The organism is Pseudomonas mosselii, from assembly GCF_005796105.1.
Lineage (GTDB): Bacteria > Pseudomonadota > Gammaproteobacteria > Pseudomonadales > Pseudomonadaceae > Aquipseudomonas > Aquipseudomonas mosselii_C.
This window is the reverse complement of record NZ_VAUO01000020.1, coordinates 25315-43398: the sequence shown is the minus strand read 5'-3', so window position 1 is coordinate 43398 and position 18084 is coordinate 25315. Positions and strand designations below refer to the sequence as shown.

17 protein-coding genes are annotated in these 18084 nt (G+C 63.2%); 2 read left to right on the top strand and 15 right to left on the bottom strand.

The features are described from left to right. Positions 1–52: 52 nt before the first annotated feature. From FEM01_RS22855 to FEM01_RS22835, 5 genes are read right to left on the bottom strand one after another with little or no spacing between them, the layout of a single operon-like run. Positions 53–685 (bottom strand): SCO family protein, encoded by a 633-nt coding sequence (locus FEM01_RS22855; protein ID WP_138221718.1) that lies wholly within the window; start codon positions 683–685, stop codon positions 53–55. Continuing rightward, positions 682–1581 (bottom strand): heme o synthase, encoded by a 900-nt coding sequence (gene cyoE, locus FEM01_RS22850; RefSeq protein ID WP_138221717.1) that lies wholly within the window; start codon positions 1579–1581, stop codon positions 682–684. The genes FEM01_RS22855 and cyoE overlap by 4 nt, the downstream gene beginning before the upstream one ends. Next, positions 1566–2639, bottom strand: a complete 1074-nt coding sequence (locus FEM01_RS22845; RefSeq protein WP_138221716.1) for a COX15/CtaA family protein — start codon at positions 2637–2639, stop codon at positions 1566–1568. The genes cyoE and FEM01_RS22845 overlap by 16 nt, the downstream gene beginning before the upstream one ends. A 9-nt stretch (positions 2640–2648) precedes the next feature. Beyond that, positions 2649–3227: a hypothetical protein gene (locus FEM01_RS22840; RefSeq protein WP_138221715.1), complete on the bottom strand. Its 579-nt coding sequence runs from the start codon at positions 3225–3227 to the stop codon at positions 2649–2651. After that, positions 3193–3936, bottom strand: a complete 744-nt coding sequence (locus FEM01_RS22835; RefSeq protein ID WP_138221714.1) for an SURF1 family protein — start codon at positions 3934–3936, stop codon at positions 3193–3195. Before FEM01_RS22835 ends, FEM01_RS22840 begins: the two co-directional genes overlap by 35 nt. 62 nt (positions 3937–3998) lie before the next feature. On the opposite strand from FEM01_RS22835, the gene FEM01_RS22830 reads away from it, so the two are divergent. Beyond that, the gene (locus tag FEM01_RS22830; RefSeq protein WP_138221713.1) at positions 3999–4202 is read left to right on the top strand and encodes a twin transmembrane helix small protein; all 204 of its coding nucleotides are present in this window, start codon (positions 3999–4001) and stop codon (positions 4200–4202) included. 105 nt (positions 4203–4307) lie between these two features. Here FEM01_RS22830 and FEM01_RS22825 read toward each other — a convergent pair whose 3' ends face one another. From FEM01_RS22825 to coxB, 4 genes are read right to left on the bottom strand one after another with little or no spacing between them, the layout of a single operon-like run. Further along, positions 4308–5195: a cytochrome c oxidase subunit 3 gene (locus FEM01_RS22825; protein WP_138221712.1), complete on the bottom strand. Its 888-nt coding sequence runs from the start codon at positions 5193–5195 to the stop codon at positions 4308–4310. Between the two features lie 16 nt (positions 5196–5211). Beyond that, a complete protein-coding gene (locus tag FEM01_RS22820; RefSeq protein WP_138221711.1) occupies positions 5212–5769 on the bottom strand; it encodes a cytochrome c oxidase assembly protein in 558 nt (185 codons plus the stop codon). Positions 5770–5779: 10 nt separating this feature from the next. Next, positions 5780–7369 carry a cytochrome c oxidase subunit I gene (gene ctaD, locus FEM01_RS22815; protein ID WP_138221710.1) on the bottom strand — a complete coding sequence of 530 codons (1590 nt, stop codon included), beginning with the start codon at positions 7367–7369 and terminating at the stop codon, positions 5780–5782. A gap of 28 nt (positions 7370–7397) precedes the next feature. Next, positions 7398–8525, bottom strand: coding sequence for a cytochrome c oxidase subunit II (gene coxB, locus FEM01_RS22810; RefSeq protein WP_138221709.1), 1128 nt, complete (start codon positions 8523–8525; stop codon positions 7398–7400). 381 nt (positions 8526–8906) lie between these two features. On the opposite strand from coxB, the gene FEM01_RS22805 reads away from it, so the two are divergent. After that, positions 8907–9548 (top strand): hypothetical protein, encoded by a 642-nt coding sequence (locus FEM01_RS22805; RefSeq protein WP_138221708.1) that lies wholly within the window; start codon positions 8907–8909, stop codon positions 9546–9548. 106 nt (positions 9549–9654) lie between these two features. Here the strand turns inward: FEM01_RS22805 and FEM01_RS22800 are convergent, their stop codons facing one another. The 6 genes from FEM01_RS22800 to prlC all read right to left on the bottom strand — a co-directional run bounded on the left by FEM01_RS22800 (position 9655) and on the right by prlC (position 18038). Then, positions 9655–11190, bottom strand: a complete 1536-nt coding sequence (locus tag FEM01_RS22800; RefSeq protein ID WP_171031016.1) for a SulP family inorganic anion transporter — start codon at positions 11188–11190, stop codon at positions 9655–9657. 187 nt (positions 11191–11377) lie between these two features. Beyond that, the gene (locus FEM01_RS22795) at positions 11378–12097 is read right to left on the bottom strand and encodes a carbonic anhydrase (protein WP_138221707.1); all 720 of its coding nucleotides are present in this window, start codon (positions 12095–12097) and stop codon (positions 11378–11380) included. A 309-nt stretch (positions 12098–12406) separates the two neighbouring features. After that, positions 12407–13465 (bottom strand): PA0069 family radical SAM protein, encoded by a 1059-nt coding sequence (locus FEM01_RS22790; protein WP_138221706.1) that lies wholly within the window; start codon positions 13463–13465, stop codon positions 12407–12409. Between the two features lie 66 nt (positions 13466–13531). Beyond that, on the bottom strand, positions 13532–15547 hold the full coding sequence (locus FEM01_RS22785; RefSeq protein WP_138221705.1) for a M3 family metallopeptidase: 2016 nt from the start codon (positions 15545–15547) through the stop codon (positions 13532–13534). A gap of 125 nt (positions 15548–15672) precedes the next feature. Further along, the gene (locus tag FEM01_RS22780) at positions 15673–15954 is read right to left on the bottom strand and encodes a YheV family putative zinc ribbon protein (protein ID WP_138221704.1); all 282 of its coding nucleotides are present in this window, start codon (positions 15952–15954) and stop codon (positions 15673–15675) included. After that, complete coding sequence (prlC, locus tag FEM01_RS22775; RefSeq protein WP_138221703.1) at positions 15951–18038, bottom strand: oligopeptidase A; 2088 nt, start codon at positions 18036–18038, stop codon at positions 15951–15953. Before prlC ends, FEM01_RS22780 begins: the two co-directional genes overlap by 4 nt. Positions 18039–18084 lie beyond the last annotated feature (46 nt).

Sequence of the window (18084 nt, the reverse complement as noted above, 5' to 3'; positions counted from 1 at the left end):
AGGGTTGGATTGGTGTCCAACTTCTTGGGGGCAGTCCAAAGTCCACGCGCGCTCAATCGCGCTTGACCAGCCCCGGCAACTGCGCCACCAGCTTCTGGTTGTTGAACGGCGCGCGAATGAAGCCGCGCTGGCGCCCGTCCGGCCCGACCACGGCTAGATTACCGCTGTGGTCCACGGTGTAGCCGGGTTTGCTGGTATCTGCCGGAATGAACGGAATGCTCAGGCCGTTGGCCAGCTTCTGGGTGTCCTCGATGCTTCCCGCGACCCCGACGAAATCCTTGTCGAAATAGCCAAGGTACTGCTTGAGCTGATTTGGCGTGTCACGGTTCGGGTCCACGCTCACCAGCACCACCTGCAAGCGTTCGACCGCTTCCTTGGGCAACTCGCTCTTCACCTGGCGCAGTTGGGCAAGGGTGGTCGGGCAGATGTCCGGGCAGTAGGTGTAGCCGAAGAACAGCAACGACCACTTACCCTTAAGCTGGTCCAGCGCGATTGGCTGGCCGTTCTGGTCGGTCATCTTCACATCCGGCACCGTGCGGCTCTGGGGCAGCAGGATGATGCCGGCATCGATCAGCTCGGTGGGGTTCAACTGCCCCCGGTCGTTGAGCACCTTGTTGACGGTCAAACCCATGATCAGCGCGACCAGGGCAACGAGGATGAAGACGGTTTTCTGGGTTCGGGTCATAGGCTCAGCAACAGGTAGTGATCAACGAGCAGGGCGATGAACAGGGCGAACAGGTAGCCGATAGAGTACTTGAACGTCTTGATCGCCGCGTGCGGCCGGCTGCCACGGTACAACACCCACGCCCAGTGCAGGAAGCGCAGCCCCAGTACCAATGCACACACCAGATACAGCGGCCCGCTCATGTGGATGGCGAACGGCAACAGGCTCACCGCCAGCAAGATCAAGGTGTAGAGCAAGATATGCAGGGCCGTGTAGCGCTCGCCATGGGTCACCGGCAGCATGGGAATATCCGCTTTTTCGTACTCGGCCTTGCGGTGGATGGCCAACGCCCAGAAATGCGGCGGGGTCCAGGCGAAGATGATCAGCACCAGCAACAGCGGCTCGGCGCCCACATGTCCGCTGACCGCGACCCAGCCCAATAGCGGCGGGGCAGCGCCAGCCAAACCGCCGATCACGATGTTCTGAGGCGTGGCACGCTTGAGAAAGCCGGTATAGAGCACCGCATAACCCAACAGTGAGGCCAGCGTAAGCCAGGCGGTCAGGGCGTTGGTGAAAGCCAGCAACACGGCCATGCCCGTCAGCCCCAGCACCAGGGCGAAACCCAGCGCCGCATGTGGCGCGACCCGCCCCTGGGCCAGCGGACGTTGGTGGGTGCGTGCCATCAGCGCATCGATGCGCCGGTCGACCACATGGTTGACTGCCGCCGCCGCGCCGGCGCACAGGCCAATCCCCAAGTTGCCAAACAGCAGCACGCTCCAGGACACCCCGGCGCGGGTGGCGAGGAACATGCCCACCAGCGAAGTGATGAGCATCAGTACCACTACCTTGGGCTTGGTCAGTTCCAGGTAATCGCGCCAACCCGCGCGCTGGCGTTGCGTGCCTAGAAGCGTCGCCACGAATCGTTCCTCATGTGCAGTGAGGCACCCGCGTGGGTTACTGGGCGCAGGCGCCAGCCCAGCCCGACAGGCAATTTGTCCGCCACGCGAATGCGGTAGTTCACCAGCACCATGCTTAGCAGCAGCAGGGCGCCGCCCGCGTTATGCGCCACCGCGACCGCCAGCGGCAGGTGCAATACCACGTTGCTCACGCCCAGCCCCACCTGTACCGCCAGCGCCAGCAACACCAGGCGCGCCAGGCCCGTGAGGCCGTGACGATGGAGTTTCCAACTGAGCGTCAGCAGCACTGCCACGACCATCAAGGCGCCCAGTCGGTGGCTGATGTGGATTGCCGTGCGTGCATCACTGTCCAACTGCCCGCCGAGGTAGTTGGGGCCCACATGCTGGGTGAGGTGGAAGCCATTGCTGAAGTCCGCTGCCGGCCACCATTGGCCATGACAGGTGGGCAGGTCGATACACGCGACGGCAGCGTAATTGGCACTGACCCAGCCGCCCAGGGCGATCTGCCCGATCACCACCAGCAAGGCCAGCGCCGCGATCCTGCGCACACTCAACGGCAGCTTGGGCAATGGCGCAAAGGCCCGAGATAGACGCAGGGATAACAGGAACAAGAGGCTCAGGGTGGTGAATCCGCCAAGCAAATGCGCGGTGACCACCTGCGGCCAGAGTTTCAGGGTCACGGTCCACATGCCGAACGCCGCCTGGGCCAGTACCACACCCAGCAACAGCAGCGGCAAACGGTAGGGCTGGCCGTCCCGGGCATGTCGGCGCACGGCCTGGACGGCCAGCAGGGCAATCACCAGGGCAAGCGTGCCGGCAAAGTAACGATGCACCATCTCGGCCCAGCCTTTGGCCGCCTCGACCGGGTGCTCGGGGAAATGCCGCTCGGCATGCGCCAGTTGCGCGTCGGTCTTGGGCACGCTGATGAAGCCGTAGCAGCCCGGCCAGTCAGGACAGCCGAGGCCGGCGTGGGTCAGCCGGGTATAAGCGCCGAGCAGTACCACCAGCAGCGCCAGCAAGGTGGCGAACACCGCGAGTCGGAATCCAGGTCTAGCCATGGCAGGCTCCTAGCCGATGTTGGACAACTTGAGCAGATGGCGCAGGTCGTCCAGCACCTGCTTGCCGTTGGCTTTAGCGTCGTAGCGCAGCACTAGGTTGCCGTGCGGATCGACGATCCACAGCTGCGGCCCCGGCACGCTGACAGCGTGCTGGTAGCGCTGAAGATCCAGCGGGTAGCGCTGCAACTGCGGGTATTCACGCCCCAGCAGCGCCTGGTAGTCCGTCGCCAGCGGCTGCGCGGCGGCCAGGGCATGGCTGGCACGGCTGGCGTCACGGCCCAGGCCGATCTGGATCTGCCGGGCCAGGTACACCAATTGGCGGCAGTCATCGGCACACGCCTGCGGGGCGCTGACCAGCAGTTGCCAGCGTGCGTCCTGGGCATCGATGCCAATGTCGGCGCGGCCCTGGCCGTTGCCGATCATCTCGCCGTGGTAGCTGCGACCGTCCGGCACCCAGAAGTTGAGCTTGTACATGCTGGTGGCGAGGATCATCGGCCCCAGCACCACCAGCAGGATCAGCAGCAGTTGCAGGCGCCCACGGGCCTTGCGGCCTTCAGGCACGTTCAGCGGGGAGGTGGCGGCGGCCATGAGGGTTCTCCTTGTTGTGTCTGTGCCATCCGAAATACAGGTAGAGCAGCACCAGGGTGCTGGCCAGGGCGAACCACTGCATGGCATAGCCCAGGTGTTTTTCCGGCCCCATGGCAACCACCGGCCAGTCCAGCCGGTAGCTGGCCGGGCCTGGCTGCAGGCGCAGCTCGTGAGCGAAACCTTCGCGCCCCAACTGCTGCCAGAGCCCGTTGGGTTCGATGGCAGTCAGCAGGTGCGGCCACTGGCCACCGGTAGGGTCGGGGTGCAGTTGGAAGGTCTTGCCGGGGGCTACGTACACCGTCGCTTGCAATGCCAGGGCTTGCTCCGGGGTGTCGAAATGCACGGGCACCCGACGATCAGGCCAGGGCAGCCAACCGCGATTGACCAGCAGCCACTGACCGCTCTGCTGATCGAAGAAGGGTTGCAGCAACTCGACGCCGGCCTTGCCGTCGCGCATTTGGTTGTCCAGCAACAGGCTGTGCTGGCTGTCGAAGTGGCCATGCAGGCGCACAGGGTAGAAAGCCGGATCAGGCAACTGCTGCAATTGCGCAACCGCCACCGGGGCCTCCAGCTGGCGCACCGCATAGGTGTCCATCAGCGTGCGCTTTTCGTCCGCACGGCGCAGTTGCCAGCAGCCAAGGGCGATCAGCCCGGGCAGCAGCGCGAGCACTACCAAGGTTGGCACCAGCCCCGGACGGAACGGCCTCATCGGGGGCCTGCCAGGGCGAACGCTATACTTGTGTTCATCACCGCATCCCCCGGAGTTTCGCCATGCTCAAGGCCGCGATCGTCCTGATGTTGCTGGCTACCATCGCCAGCCTGTTCAGTGGCCTGGTATTCCTGGTCAAGGATGAAGACCACTCGACCCGGCTGCTCAAGGCCCTCACCGTGCGCGTTGCCCTTGCCACCCTTACCGTCGGGCTGGTGGCCTGGGGGTTCATCAGTGGGCAACTGGTGTCCCACGCGCCGTTTTGAAGATGTCATCTGAACCTGTGGGAGCGGGCTTGCCCGCGCATACGATGTTGCATGTTCCGACGCATTCGCGGGCAAGCCCGCTCCCACAGGGGTCTTGGTTGTCCTTCAAAGCACGTACACGAAGATGAAGAGCCCGACCCACACCACATCGACGAAATGCCAGTACCAACTGGCCGCTTCGAAACCGAAGTGCTTGTCCGGGTTGAAGTGCCCGCGCATCACCCGGCAGAACATCACGAACAGGATCAACGTCCCCAGGGTCACGTGCGCACCGTGGAAGCCGGTAAGCATGAAGAAGGTCGCGCCGTAGATCCCCGAGCCCAGGGTCAGCCCCAGCTTGGTGTAGGCCTCGTGGTACTCGAACGCTTGCAACGCCAGGAACGCCAGCCCCAGCAGGATGGTCAGCCCCAACCAGAGCTTCAGCGGCCCACGATGCCCCCTGCGCAGGGCGTGATGGGCAATGGTCACGGTCACGCTGGAACTCACCAGCAAGAGGGTGTTGATCAGCGGCAAATGCCACGGATCGATCACCTCCTTGGGCGGCGGGAACAGTTTCGGGTCGGGGGTATGCAGCAGCGGCCAGACGAACTCGAAGTTGGGCCACAGCATGTGCGCCACTCCCTTGTGCCCCTCGCCCCCAAGCCATGGCCCGGCGAGCACCCGCACGTAGAACAGTGCTCCGAAAAAGGCCAGGAAGAACATCACCTCAGAGAAGATGAACCAGCTCATGCCCCAGCGGAACGAGCGATCCATCTGCGCGCTGTACAGCCCAGCGTGGCTTTCCTTGACCACCGCGCCGAACCAGCCGAACAACATGTACGCCAGGAACAGCCCGCCGACGAAGAAGATCAGCGGCCCGTGGGACTCCGGGTGGCCGGCCTTGAGGTCGTTGAACCAGGTGCCCAGGCCGAACACGGTGATGAACAGGCCGATCGTGGCAATGATCGGCCACTTGCTCTGCGCCGGGACGTAGTAGTGCTCGTGGCTTGCCATGGCGTTTCTCCTTCCCTCAACGGGCGGCCTGGGTCGCGGCAGGGGCGACGGGCGGGTGGCGAGCGGTGATGTCGAACAGGGTGTAGGCCAGCGTGAGGTGTTTCACCGACTCAGGCAGATCGCGGTCGACGATGAAACGCACCGGCATCTCGATGCGCTCGCCGGGTTGCAACACTTGCTGGGTGAAACAGAAGCACTCGGTCTTGTGGAAGTAAGCGGCCGCCTCGGCCGGGGTGATACTGGGGATGGCCTGGGCGCTCATCGCATGCCGGGTAGGGTTGCGGGCGATGAAGACCATCTGGTTCACCGCACCAGGGTTGACCTCGATCTGGTCGGCGGTTGAGTGGAACTCCCAGCTCATGTCTCCGGCATTGGTCGACATGAACTGCACCCGCACCGAACGCGACGGGTCGCTGACCTGCGTGCCTGCGTACTGCCCGCCAGTCTTGCCGTTGATGCCGAACGCCTTGCACATCACGTCGTAGATCGGCACCAGGGCAAAGCCGAAGGCGAACATCACCACCGTCAACAGCAGCAGGCGGGTGACCAGGCGTTTGAGCGACAGGCCGTCCATCGCCGCGCTCCTACTTCACGTCCGGCGGGGTCTGGAAGGTGTGGTAGGGCGCCGGCGACGGCACCGTCCACTCCAGGCCGTCAGCGCCATCCCACGGCTTGGCAGGCGCCGGGGCGCCGCCGCGGATGCACTTGATGACGATGAACAGGAAGAAAATCTGCGTAGTGCCGAACAGGAAGGCACCGATCGACGACACCATGTTGAAGTCGGCGAACTGCAGGTTGTAGTCGGGAATACGTCGCGGCATACCGGCCAGCCCTACGAAGTGCATGGGGAAGAAGGCCAGGTTCATACCGATGAACGACAACCAGAAGTGCAGCTTGCCAAGGGTTTCGTCGTACATGTGCCCGGTCCATTTCGGCAGCCAGTAGTAGGCCGAGGCGAAGATGCCGAAAATCGCGCCAGGCACCAGTACGTAGTGGAAGTGGGCGACCACGAAGTAGGTGTCGTGATACTGGAAGTCCGCCGGCGCGATGGCCAGCATCAACCCAGAGAAACCACCGATGGTGAACAGGATGACGAAGGCGATGGCGAACAGCATCGGCGTCTCGAAAGTCAGCGCGCCTTCCCACATGGTGCTCACCCAGTTGAACACCTTCACCCCTGTGGGCACGGCGATCAGCATGGTGGCGTACATGAAGAACAGCTCACCCACCACCGGAATGCCGACCACGAACATATGGTGGGCCCAAACGATGAACGACAGGAAAGCGATCGCGCCGGTGGCGTACACCATCGAGGTGTAGCCGAACAGCGGCTTGCGCGAGAACGCCGGGATGATCGAGCTGACCGCGCCGAAGGCCGGCAGGATCATGATGTACACCTCGGGATGGCCGAAGAACCAGAACACATGCTGGAACAACACCGGGTCGCCGCCACCTGCGGCGCTGAAGAAGCTGGTGCCAAAGTGGATGTCCATCAGCATCATGGTCACCACACCTGCCAGCACCGGCATCACGGCAATCAACAGGAATGCGGTGATCAGCCAGGTCCAGACGAACAGCGGCATCTTCATCAGGGTCATGCCCGGTGCACGCAAATTGAGGATGGTGGCGATCACGTTGATCGCGCCCATGATCGAGCTGATCCCCATCAAGTGGATGGCGAAGATGAAGAAGGTCACGCTGGCCGGGGCGTAGGTGGTCGACAAGGGGGCATAGAAGGTCCAGCCGAAGTTCGGCCCGCCGCCTGGGCTGAACAAGGTCGACACCAGCAGCAGGAACGCCGCCGGCAGCAGCCAGAAGCTGAAGTTGTTCATCCGGGGCAAGGCCATGTCCGGGGCGCCAATCATCAGCGGGATCATCCAGTTGGCCAAACCCACGAACGCCGGCATCACCGCGCCGAACACCATGATCAACCCGTGCATGGTGGTCATCTGGTTGAAGAACGCCGGTTCCACGATTTGCAGGCCTGGCTGGAATAGCTCGGCGCGGATCACCATGGCGAACGAACCACCCAGCAGGAACATGCTAAAGGCGAACCACAGGTACATCGTGCCGATATCCTTGTGGTTGGTGGTCAGCACCCAGCGCATCAGGCCCTTGGCCGGGCCGTGGGCGTGCTCCTGGCCGTGGGCGTGGTCGTCGATCACTGCACTCATGTCCTGTCTCCTGCCATCTGGCACCGGTTCATTGCGCGTCGGCCTGCTTGAGCGCCAGCACATCCTGTGGTGTCACCATGTCGCCTTTGTTGTTGCCCCAGGCGTTGCGCTCGTAGGTGACCACGGCGGCGATATCGACTTCCGAAAGCTGCTTGCCGAAGGCGGCCATGGCCGTGCCCGGACGGCCATGGAAGACCACGCTCAGGTGTTCCTCCTTGGGCCCGGTGGCGACTTTCGAGCCCTTGAGCGCCGGGAACATCGGCGGCAGGCCCTGGCCTTCGGCCTGGTGACAGGCCACGCAGGTGGTGTGGTAGACCTTGTCGCCACGCTCGACCAGCTCGTCGAGGGTCCATTGCTTGCTGGTCAGCTCCTTGAGCTTGGCCGCCTCGGCCTTGCGCTCACCCAGCCAGGTGTCGTAGTCGGCCTTGGACTTGACCTCTACCACCACCGGCATGAACCCATGGTCCTTGCCGCACAGCTCGGTGCATTGGCCACGGTAGATGCCGGGCTTCTCGATGCGCGTCCAGGCCTCGTTGACGAAGCCTGGGATCGCGTCGCGCTTGACCGCGAAAGCCGGCACCCACCAGGAATGGATCACGTCGGCTGCCGTGACCAGAAAGCGCACTTTCGCCCCCACCGGCAGCACCAGTGGCTGATCGACTTCAAGCAGGTAATGCTCGTCCTTGGGCGCCTTGTTGTGGATCTGGTCGGCGGGGGTGGCCAGGTTGCTGAAGAACTCCACGTCCTGGCCGAGGTACTTGTAGTGCCATTTCCACTGGTAGCCGGTGACCTGTATATCGATGTCCGACTCACTCGCATCGTAGATATCGATCAAGGTCTTGGTGGCGGGAATGGCCATGGCCACCAGGATCAGGAAGGGGACCACCGTCCACAGGATTTCCACCCAGGTGTGCTCGTGGAAATGCGCAGGCTGCTGCCCGGTGGAGCGGCGGTGCACGACCATCGACCAGAACATCGCGCCGAACACCACGATGCCGATGATCACGCAGATCCAGAAGATGGTCATGTGCAGGTCGAACACGGCGTGGGAGACATCCGTCGCCCCGGGCGCCATGTTCACGGTCCAGGCCGCGTGCGCCCGACCCAACACCGACCACAGCAGGAGGCCCATCCAGACATGTGGATGTCGCATCATTGCGGGTTCCCCTTATCGTTCTTGTTGTCCCGGAGGCGTGGACGACCTGCTACGACAAAGGGGGGAACGGCGGCCAAGACTGCCTGACTTCGACGACCGAGCCCCCTGCTAAAGGCAGTCGGGCCTCATCAACGAATCACGTTTCAAGCGGAGTATAGACAGCGGTCATTGCGGCGCAATGCACAGTATTAAATGATCTTCACAGAATCCGATATCGGCCTCGAAACCTGCATGCTACCGGGCTTGGGGCAAGATGATGGCACTTTGATATAGCCGAGCTTTCGAAGACGTGGAATTTTTATTCCAAATACGTCTTATACATTCCGTATACCGCGCTAATTTAGTGTCTTCCGTTTGTAACGCCTTGTCCCTGGAGTTGTCATGAACATCGCTGCGGTACGCGAGCAGATTCACCAAGCCCATCAACATGAGAGCCGTACAGGCCAACTGAAATCCCGCCTCGAACAGCAAGTGCCTCACCTGCACCCCTCGATCCAACTGCCACAGCAGGATGCTCAGGGAACCTTGGCGCGTTTTGTCAGCGCCTACATCGACGAAGTCCCCGAATTACTCGAAGCAGCGCACAACGTAGCGCTCGAAGCGGGCATCGAATCGCAGATCAAGCCCGTACTGAAAATTGCCGAAGCCTACTTCCTGCAACCGCCAAGCGTAATGGCCGGGCATGTCGGCCTCGATTGCCTGCTCGATGAAGCCTACCTGGCGCACCGGCTGGTGGAGGAAGTCAACGACCTGTATATCCGCCACTTCCAGCAGCCGCTGATCCCGGTGGACACCACTGTGGCCAACCTGATCGCCCACCAACTGATCGGCGAAACCTTCGCCAACCAGCTCGATGAAGTGGTGCACCACTCGGTTGACGAGATGCTCGACGAGGACAGCTTCGCCGTGGAGTCGGTGGAGGCCTATCGCGACAGGCTCAGTAGCCCGGAAACCGGCGCCGCCTGGAAACGCTGGCCGTGCCTGTCACGCCGGCTGGGTGTGGAGTTGGGCCAGTCGGCCTGAACTTGACGCTTCCCGTCCCGGCCTCTTCGCGGGCAAGTCGCATCGGCGGTGCACCGATGCGACTTGCTCGCGACAGGTCCCTATCAGGCGAGCGAGATACCGGGGTTCAAGCCCCAACACCCGCCGTTGTGCGCAACCTTCCTTCAACCCGCCGCTTCAAGCGCCGCTGCTCCAGCACCAACCGCGAACCGTGGGCCGCACCGCTACGCCCCCAATCCTCCAGCAATTCCAGGCAGGAATGGTCGATGTAGCTCAGGTTGCCCAACGGTACATGCAGGGTGGTCCCAGCCGGCACGCTGTCCAGCACCTGGGTCAACGCCGGGACCTTGAGGAAAGTCGCCGCGCCGCTCATGCGCAGTTCCATGTGTCCCGGCTCGGTCCGTTGCGACAGGTTGATCTTCAACCGCGCCGCCTTCAGCGCCAGGGTCAGCAAGGTCAAGGCAAAGCCCAGCAAAACGCCACTCAACAGGTCGGTGAAGATGATCGCCAGAGCGGTGGCCGCATAGGTGAGCATCGGCATGCGCCCGTAGCGCCCAAGGCTGCGCAAGGCCTTGATGTCCACCAGTTTCACCCCGGTGTACACCAACACACCCGCCAGGCTCGCCACTGGAATCTGCTGCAACACGCTGCTCAACGCCACCACGAACGCCAGCAACCACAGCCCATGCAGGATCGCCGAAGCGCGGGTCTGCGCACCGGCCTGCACGTTGGCCGAGCTACGCACGATCACCCCGGTCATCGGCAATGCGCCAAGCAGGCCGCATAGCATGTTGCCGATACCCTGCGCCGACAGCTCGCGGTCGAAGTCCGAACGCTGGCCGCTGTGCATGCGGTCCACGGCTGCGGCAGACAGCAGCGTCTCAGCACTGGCGATGAAGGCCAGGGCGAAGGCCGCCACCAGCAGGGTCGGATCAGCCAGCTTGAGCAGGTCGTCCAGGCGCAGCCAGTCGATGGCCTCGGACAAGTCGGCCGGCACCTGCACCCGGTTCACCGGCAACGCCAGCCACAGGCTGACCGCCGTCATCGCAGCGACCCCCAGCAGGGCGCCGGGGATGAAGCGCACGCGCTGCGGGCGAAAACGCTCCCAGCCCCACATGATCGCGATAGTACCCAGCCCCAGCGCTCCGGCCTGCCAGCCAGCGCCTGCGCTCTCCAGCGGCAGCGCCGCCGCCAGGGTGGCCGGGAAGCCCAGCAAGTTATCCATACCCGAGGGTTGCGGCGCTGTGTCGAACATCACATGCACTTGCGACAGCACGATCAGCACGCCGATACCGGCCAGCATGCCGTACACCACCGCTGGTGCAGTGACCCGGAACCAGCAACCCAGGCGAAAGCGTCCCGCCAACAGTTGCAGCACGCCTGCCAGCAACAGGATCGGCCCGAGCATCGCCATGCCGTGCTGACGTACCAGCTCGAACACCAGCACCGCCAGGCCAGCCGCCGGGCCGCTAACTTGCAGTGGCGAGCCCGCCAGAAAGCCCACCACGATGCCACCGATGATGCCGGTGATCAGGCCCTTGGCCGGTGGCATACCCGAGGCAATGGCGATGCCCATGCACAGCGGCAGCGCCACCAGAAACACCACCACTGAGGCCAGTAATTCGCGCGGCAGGGCCGCTTTGATCTGTGTCTTGTTCACCATGAAGCTCCTTTCTCGATCACGGCCATCCCGCTGGCCGCAGGCACGGGGATCCCTGAATCGCGCGCAGGCGCAGGCCGCCAGCGGACGTGCCGGCAAGCGAGTCAGGGAAATTCAAGGCAGGCGAAGGCCGCGCCGCACCCATTGGGTGCAGCCGGCTATCAAGGTCTGTTCAGCGTGACAGGGTCGCTTAGTAGCGGCCTCTCGGAGTGGCGCAGGGGATCGATTCGCCCGAGGTCAGCGGCAGGAAGCTGTCGCTGGCGGCATCGTAGGCTTCGATCTGGCTGGTTTCGATGTCGTAGATCCAGCCGTGGATGTGCAACTGACCGGCCGCCAGGCGCGAGGCCACCGACGGGTGAGTGCGCAGGTGATGCAACTGGGCGATGACGTTTTCCTTGGTCACCAGCTGCATGCTCTCGTGCGGGGTACCGCAGCTGCAGTTGTCCTCGACCACGGTGCGAGCCACTTCAGCGTGGCGCAGCCAGGCAGAGACGGTCGGCATCTTGGCCAGCGATTGCGGGTTGAGCACCGCACGCATCGCACCGCAGTCGGAGTGGCCACAGATGATGATGTGGTGCACGCCCAGGGCCAGCACGGCGTACTCGATAGCGCTGGAAACGCCGCCGTTCATCTGGCCATAAGGCGGAACCACGTTACCCACGTTGCGGGTGACGAACAGGTCGCCCGGCGAGCTCTGGGTGATCAGTTCAGGGACGATGCGCGAGTCGGCACAGGTAATGAACATCGCGCGGGGCTTCTGCGCGGTGGCGAGCTTCTTGAACAGCTCTTGCTGCTCAGGGAAGACGTCGTTGTGGAAGCGCAGGAAGCCGTCGACGATATGCTTGAGGGCAGCATCGGCACTTTCGGCGGGTGCAGCCGGGACGGCCTTGGAAGGGTCCTTGACGGGCATGATTCATCCTCTTGACGGTTGTGGGTACGTTCCATGTTACCGGGGAAAGATTATGGCTATGCGAGGATTTAGATGACACGCACAGGTAATTAATCACAGCCGCGGTGGACTGATTTCCTACGCTAGCGGAGAAAACTTAACTGAAACTTAATTGGGAGGCTCTAGAACGGGCGTTCCAGATAAAAAAGGCGGGAACCGGATAATAGCAAAAAAACATCAAATGCCAATAGCCACTAATGATTTTATGAGGTGGCATGAGTGACATTCCGGGTAACTCGCCGAACACACCGATACGCCAGTGGCGACCGATCAGAACAACGCCATCTGCCCACCCGGCGGGCAGAACGCCGTGCAGTCCAGCGCCAGCGCTTCACGCCCTGCAAAGCCCAACTGCCGCGCGGTCTTGCGAAACCGCTGCTCAAGCAGTTCGGCGAACACCCCTTCACCGCGCATACGCACCCCAAAACGGCTGTCGTACAGCTCACCCCCTCGGCTCTGTCGGATCAAGCTCAGCACATGGGCAGCGCGCTGCGGGTAGTGATCGTGCAACCACTGCTCGAACAGCGGCGCCACCTCCAGCGGCAGACGCAGCAGCATGTAGGCGGCACTCTGCGCGCCGGCACCATGGGCGGCTTGCAGCAGGTGCTCCAGCTCGCGGTCGTTGATCATCGGGATCATCGGCGCGCACAGCACCCCCACCGGCACCCCGGCCTCGCGCAGCACACGGATAGCTCGAAGACGTGCGTTAGGCGCCGCCGCACGGGGCTCCAAGGTACGCTTGAGCTGGTCGTCAAGTGTGGTCAGGCTGACCATCACCCGCACCAGGCGCTGGCTGGCCAGTTCAGCCAGCAGGTCGAGGTCGCGCAGCACCAACGCGCCCTTGGTGACGATGGTCACCGGATGACGGTAACGCAGCAGCACCTCGAGCAGACGCCGGGTCAGTCGCTGTTCGCGCTCGATGGGCTGGTAAGGGTCGGTGTTGGCCCCCAGGTTGATCGGCGCACAGGCATAGCCCGGCTTGCTCAACTGTTGTTCGAGCACCTCGGCGGCGTTGGTCTTGGCAATCAGCTTGGTCTCGAAATCCAGCCCAGGGGAGAGGTCCCAGTAGGCATGGCTGGGGCGTGCGTAGCAGTAGATGCAGCCGTGCTCGCAACCGCGATAGGGATTGATGGACCGGTCGAAAGGCAGGTCGGGCGAGGTGTTGTGGCTGATGATGGTCTTGGCCGTCTCGATCCGCACCTCGGTACCCTGAGTGGACGGGACCTCATGGTGCCAGCCATCGTCCTCTACCACCGAAACGCGTGCAGCGAAGCGGTTATGCGGATTATGCGCCGTACCACGGCCTTTTTGCGGGGCTGGAGGAATCATGATGTCGCACCTTGACTGTATATAAATACAGTATCGCGATAATGCTGACGCCTCCAGCACCTTCGATCAGGTCAAGCGATGATAGGCGAGGTAGGCCTCATCGTTCGGCTCGCGCCCCAGGAACATACGCATCCCGTCGAGCAACGGTCGCGCGGCACCGGGGTCGAGCAAGGCCGTTTGCAGTGCCAGGCCGGTGTTGCGATCCGTCAGGCCATTGGCCTGAAAGCGCGAGAACAGGTCGAAGGCGTGCACGTCCGACCAGACATACGCGTAGTAGCCCGCATCGTAGTAACTCAACAGGTAATCGAAGCTGTGCGCGGGGTGCTCGTACGCCTCCAGCGGCCAGTACCCACAACGGGCACGCGCATCGGACAAGCGCTGGCGCAGGGGCCTGCCATCGTTCGGCGTGGTGTGCAAATCCAGGTCGAACAAGGCCAGCGATAGATTCTCCGCGGCCTTGTCCAGCTGGTCCAGGCGCAGGTTCTCCAGCAAACGCTCGAGCTCGGCCTGGGGCAGGCTGGCGCCGTGGTCCTTGTGCGCCGACATGTCGGCCAGAAAACCTGCGTCCCATACCCAGCGCTCGAACAGATTACCGAACACCTCCACCCCGTCGGCCCCCAGCCCCCTGATGTCCGAGTTCAGCTGGTTGGTGGTGCGTACCAATACATAGTGCAACGCATGCCCAAACTCATGGAACAGCTTGCGCAGGGCCAGGTGATCCAGCAGCGGCGGGCTGCCAGCGGGTGGCTGCGCAATATCGCTGAACACAATGGCCACTGCAGGATGGAAGCGTCCTTCGGCGTCGACTCGGCGGTTATGTACAGAGCGGGTCTCAACTTGGTCAGGGACCTTACCTGGGTACTGCAACGCATCTACGTAGAGGTAGCCAACCCGTGCATGATCGAGCCATACCTCGAACGCCTCGACGGATGCCTGCCAGACCGCCATCTTGGCCGGGGCGCGCACCAGTTGTACGCCAAACACTCGCTGCGCCAGGGACTGCAAGGCTTCGAGCACCTTGGCCAGGGTAAAGTACTCGCTGAAGGTATCCATGCCGGGCAACTGGGCCGCCTGGCGCTCCAACTGCTGCACGTAGGCCCGGTCCCACGGTTGCAGACAGTCCAGCCCAAAATCACTCGCCAGGCTTTCCAAAGCGGCGCGACGCTGCGTCATGATCGGCTGGATCCGCTCCGCCAGCCCGTTCAGGAAGGCCTGGACTTGTGCCAGGGAGCCGGCGCTCTTGGTCTTCAAGCTCAGTGTCGAATGATCGGCGAAACCGAGCAAACGGGCTTTCTCGTCACGTGCCTGGGCCAGCGCCAGCAGCACCGCGCCGTTGTCCTGACGTTCAGCGTCCCCCACGCCGCGCTGGTGATGACGGCGGTACGTCGTCTCGCGCAGCTCGCGATCGCTCGCCCCCTCGAGGATCAGGCGCGTCGAGTCCTTGTCGGCACCAATCAACCAACCGTCCATCCCCTCTGCCTTGGCTTTTTCCGCCAACTCCGCCAAGGCCCGCGCCGGCATGCCGAGCAGTTGCGCGGCATCCGTGACGAGGTGGCCGTCCAACTGCATGTTCGCGCCAAACTGCCCGACCAGATCGAGAATGCGTGCCTGACAGGTGACCAGCCTGGCCTTGCCGGCCTGATCGAGCGCCGCACCGTGCAACAAGAACGCGTCGCGGTGCCCGTTCAGGGCCGCGCGTTCATGGGCATCCAGGCTCATGCCTTGCGGACTCTCGGCAAGGCGTTGGTACAGGCCCTGAAGCACACTATCGGCAAGTTTTTCATCCAGGCGCGCCATCAGTTGGCCATACAGCTCGTTGACCAGGTCGATCCAGTCATCGCCTCTGTAGGCCAGCGGCGAAGCCGCCATCAGGACGGCGATCAGCGTCGCATCGAGGGCATCGACAGCAAGCACCAGGTCGTCCCAGGTGGGTTGTTCGCCTTGGTCAGCGATGATTCGGGCAATACCCTCACGGTGGGCATCGAGGGCGTGGGCGAATGCCGCGCGGGTATTGTCCAGGGTCACCGCATCGTAATCGATCGGTGTGGCACTGGGCTGCAGAAGGGGATTATCGGTGGACATGAGGCAATCTCGCGCTATGAATGAGCGAGCGAGCATGTCCTGTCAGCGGTTAGCCGCTGCGTTGAATAGCTACCACCTACGCGCAACAGGCGGCCCGGCCAGCATCGCCAAGCCGCCTGTTGGCGTTACTCAGTGGGTTTCTTCAACTTCGGATTGGGGAAGAACTGCACCGTCTGTACCTTGGCCGGCGCCGGTTTCGGCGCCAGCTGGTTGACCCGAGTGCCGATTTCCTTGGGCACTGACAGTCCCTGCTCATTGAGGGTGTCGGTGAAACCACAGGACACGCACTCGCGGTGCGGCACCTCGTCCTCGTTCCACATCATCAGCTTGTCCATCTCGCTGCACGCGGGGCACACGGCCCCGGCGATGAAGCGTCGCTTGGTCTTGCTCACGGCTACCTCACTCATGCCGCCGCGTCCTCGGTGAGGCCACTGTGGCGCAACAGTGCATCGATGGAAGGTTCACGGCCCCGGAAGTCGACGAACAGCACCATCGGCTCGCGGGAGCCACCACGAGCCAGAATCGCCTCGCGGAAGGCGCGGCCGGTCTCGGCATTGAGCACGCCTTCTTCTTCGAAACGCGAGAAGGCATCGGCCGACAGCACTTCAGCCCACTTGTAGCTGTAGTAGCCCGCCGCATAGCCCCCGGCGAAAATGTGCGCGAAGCTGTTGGGGAAGCGGTTGTACACGGGAGGACGCATCACCGACACTTCGTCGCGCACGCCTTCGAGCACTTGCAGCACGCTGCGTCCATCGCCGTGGGTGGCGTGCAACTCGAAGTCGAACAGCGAGAACTCCAGCTGACGCACCATCATCATGCCGGACTGGAAGTTCTTGGCCGCCAGCATCTTGTCCAGCAGGTCCTGAGGCAGGGCTTCGCCAGTCTCGTAGTGACCAGAGATCAGCGCCAGACCCTCGGGCTCCCAGCACCAGTTCTCCATGAACTGGCTCGGCAGCTCAACCGCGTCCCAGGCCACACCGTTGATGCCGGAAACCCCGGCATGCTCGATGCGGGTCAGCAGGTGGTGCAGGCCATGGCCGAACTCGTGGAACAACGTGGTGACCTCATCGTGGGTCAGCAATGCAGGCTTGCCGGGCGCCGCCGGAGTGAAGTTGCACACCAGGTTGGCCACCGGGCTTTGCAAGCTGCCGGACGCGGTACGACGGCGGTCGCGCGCACCGTCCATCCAGGCGCCGCCGCGCTTGTTGGCGCGGGCGTACAGGTCGAAGAAGAAGCGCCCGACATGCTGGCCGTTTTCGCTGATCTCGAACAGGCGCACATCCGGGTGCCAGCTGTCGAAGCCCTTGAGTTCGGCGATTTCGATGCCGTACAGGCGCTGCACGATGCTGAACAGACCATCGAGCACCTTGTCGATCGGGAAGTAGGCGCGCAGGGTTTCCTGGGACACACTGTAGCGCTGCTCCCGCAGCTTCTCACCGAAGTAGCCGGCGTCCCAACTGGCCAGCTGCGCAGTGCCTTGCTCGGCGGCATACGCCTTGAGCTGCTCCAGGTCCTGGGCGGCGAACGGTTTGGAGCGCTTGGCCAGGTCGCGCAGGAAGCTCAGCACCTGGTCACTGGACTCGGCCATCTTGGTGGCTAGGCTCAGTTCGGCGAAGTTCGCATAGCCCAGCAGGCCCGCCAGCTCCTGACGCAAGTCGAGGATCTGCTGCATCACCGGACCATTGTCGAACTGGCCGGCGTTCGGACCCTGGTCGGAGGCGCGGGTGCAGTAGGCCGCATACAGCTCTTCGCGCAGGGCGCGGTCGCTGGCGTAGGTCATCACCGCGTAGTAGCTGGGGAATTCCAGGGTGATCAGCCAGCCGTCGAGGCCTTTGGCTTGGGCGGCGGCGGCCATCTGCGCCTTGGCCGAGTCGGTCAGGCCATCCAAGGCAGCCTCGTCGGTGACATGCTTGGTCCAGGCCTGGGTGGCATCAAGCAACTGGTTGGAGAAGCGGCTGCCCAACTCGCTGAGCTTGCTCTGCACCTCGGCGTAGCGGCGCTGCTTGTCAGCCGGCAGGTCGATACCCGACAGGCGGAAATCGCGTAAGGCGTAGTCGATGATGGTCTTCTGCGCCACGTCGAAGCCGGCGGCTTCAGGGCTTGCGGCCAGGGCCTCGTAGGCCTCGAACAGGGCGCGGTTCTGGCCCAGTTCGGTGGAATAGGCGCTCAGCGCCGGCAGGCACGCTTCATAGGCCTCGCGCAGCTCCTTGCTGTTGCACACCGCATTGAGGTGGCTGACCGGGCTCCAGGCAGCGCCCAGGCGGTCGTTGAGTTCGTCCATAGCCAGCACCAAGCCGGCCCAGGTAGGGTTCTTGCCCTGCTTTTCGAGGATCTCGGCGATGGCCTTGCGGTTGTCGGCGAGGATCTGCTCGATCGCCGGCAGCACATGCTCGGCGCGGATTGCCGAGAAGGGCGGCAGATCATGGGACTGCAGCAGCGGGTTGTTCGCACTCACGGTTCGGGTACCTTGGCAGGAGAAACACACGACCATCTTAATTACAATCGACGCCGACCGCAGCAGGCAGCCTGCCTATCGG

Excerpts from the sequence above, each read along its gene's own strand:
- FEM01_RS22855 (WP_138221718.1), bottom strand. The coding sequence starts at position 685 with ATGACCCGAACCCAGAAAACCGTCTTCATCCTCGTTGCCCTGGTCGCG.
- FEM01_RS22845 (WP_138221716.1), bottom strand. The coding sequence starts at position 2,639 with ATGGCTAGACCTGGATTCCGACTCGCGGTGTTCGCCACCTTGCTGGCG.
- FEM01_RS22840 (WP_138221715.1), bottom strand. The coding sequence starts at position 3,227 with ATGGCCGCCGCCACCTCCCCGCTGAACGTGCCTGAAGGCCGCAAGGCC.
- FEM01_RS22835 (WP_138221714.1), bottom strand. The coding sequence starts at position 3,936 with ATGAGGCCGTTCCGTCCGGGGCTGGTGCCAACCTTGGTAGTGCTCGCG.
- FEM01_RS22830 (WP_138221713.1), top strand. The coding sequence starts at position 3,999 with ATGCTCAAGGCCGCGATCGTCCTGATGTTGCTGGCTACCATCGCCAGC.
- FEM01_RS22825 (WP_138221712.1), bottom strand. The coding sequence starts at position 5,195 with ATGGCAAGCCACGAGCACTACTACGTCCCGGCGCAGAGCAAGTGGCCG.
- FEM01_RS22820 (WP_138221711.1), bottom strand. The coding sequence starts at position 5,769 with ATGGACGGCCTGTCGCTCAAACGCCTGGTCACCCGCCTGCTGCTGTTG.
- ctaD (WP_138221710.1), bottom strand. The coding sequence starts at position 7,369 with ATGAGTGCAGTGATCGACGACCACGCCCACGGCCAGGAGCACGCCCAC.
- coxB (WP_138221709.1), bottom strand. The coding sequence starts at position 8,525 with ATGATGCGACATCCACATGTCTGGATGGGCCTCCTGCTGTGGTCGGTG.
- FEM01_RS22805 (WP_138221708.1), top strand. The coding sequence starts at position 8,907 with ATGAACATCGCTGCGGTACGCGAGCAGATTCACCAAGCCCATCAACAT.
- FEM01_RS22800 (WP_171031016.1), bottom strand. The coding sequence starts at position 11,190 with ATGGTGAACAAGACACAGATCAAAGCGGCCCTGCCGCGCGAATTACTG.
- FEM01_RS22795 (WP_138221707.1), bottom strand. The coding sequence starts at position 12,097 with ATGCCCGTCAAGGACCCTTCCAAGGCCGTCCCGGCTGCACCCGCCGAA.
- FEM01_RS22790 (WP_138221706.1), bottom strand. The coding sequence starts at position 13,465 with ATGATTCCTCCAGCCCCGCAAAAAGGCCGTGGTACGGCGCATAATCCG.
- FEM01_RS22785 (WP_138221705.1), bottom strand. The coding sequence starts at position 15,547 with ATGTCCACCGATAATCCCCTTCTGCAGCCCAGTGCCACACCGATCGAT.
- FEM01_RS22780 (WP_138221704.1), bottom strand. The coding sequence starts at position 15,954 with ATGAGTGAGGTAGCCGTGAGCAAGACCAAGCGACGCTTCATCGCCGGG.
- prlC (WP_138221703.1), bottom strand. The coding sequence starts at position 18,038 with ATGGTCGTGTGTTTCTCCTGCCAAGGTACCCGAACCGTGAGTGCGAAC.